This window comes from Vibrio sp. 378 (assembly GCF_033339435.1).
The window spans coordinates 1-695 of record NZ_JAWOUO010000562.1 but is presented as its reverse complement, the minus strand read 5'-3'; the positions used below and the strand labels follow the sequence as shown (position 1 = coordinate 695).

General features: G+C 47.5%; 1 protein-coding gene. It reads right to left on the bottom strand.

Annotated elements, in window-relative coordinates; genetic code table 11:
- Nucleotides 1-652, bottom strand: a 652-nt coding sequence (locus R7Q48_RS27550; protein WP_318133452.1) for a spore coat protein U domain-containing protein, incomplete at its 3' end; no start/stop codon positions are given.
- Between the last annotated feature and the right edge of the window lie 43 nt (nucleotides 653-695).

Sequence of the window (695 nt, the reverse complement as noted above, 5' to 3'; positions counted from 1 at the left end):
TCTGTGCGCGATAATTGTAGTTCTGTGGAGTGATACCATCTGGAATGGCATCGCCAGTATCGACATCGCTCTGTTCGCGGCGCTCTGCACCAGCCGAGCCCCAGCGCTCCGTCGATGAAGACTTATAGATTTCATATTCCAAATAGTTACCATCAGATGCCATCCTTCGTTGGCCTCCTGAAGCATTTACGCCATCGTTTAAACCAATGGTGAAGGAACTGTTCTTGGTACAAGTTAACGATATAACCTGACTAACGGGATCGAAGCCCGCCACCAATGGGGATGAACCAAAATCAATATCCGGCGCGGTTATCATACAGTCGGGAGTCACTTCCAACTCGACCGTAATAGTACTTTGAGCACTCCCCTCATTCCGAATAATACATACTCCTGGTAGACCTACGCCCTTGCAGTAATTCCAATCCCAAGACGCCATAATTTGGTCAGTATAAGTTCCGGCCGAAAGGTTACTTCCAGCTCCCGTCCGAGCATAAAGAGGGAACTCAACTTGGTCTCCAAACAGCCCCAACAAATCTAACAAGTCGGTGTCTGTGAAAGTGTACAATTGGCCAAAAACATACTCTTCTGAAAGGCTTGAATCGCCAAAGATCTGATAGTTAATTACCGAACTGGCATCTCCTTGGGTGGTCATCTGCCCACCATTGAGGCTGGTAAATATGACAGACACATAGTCG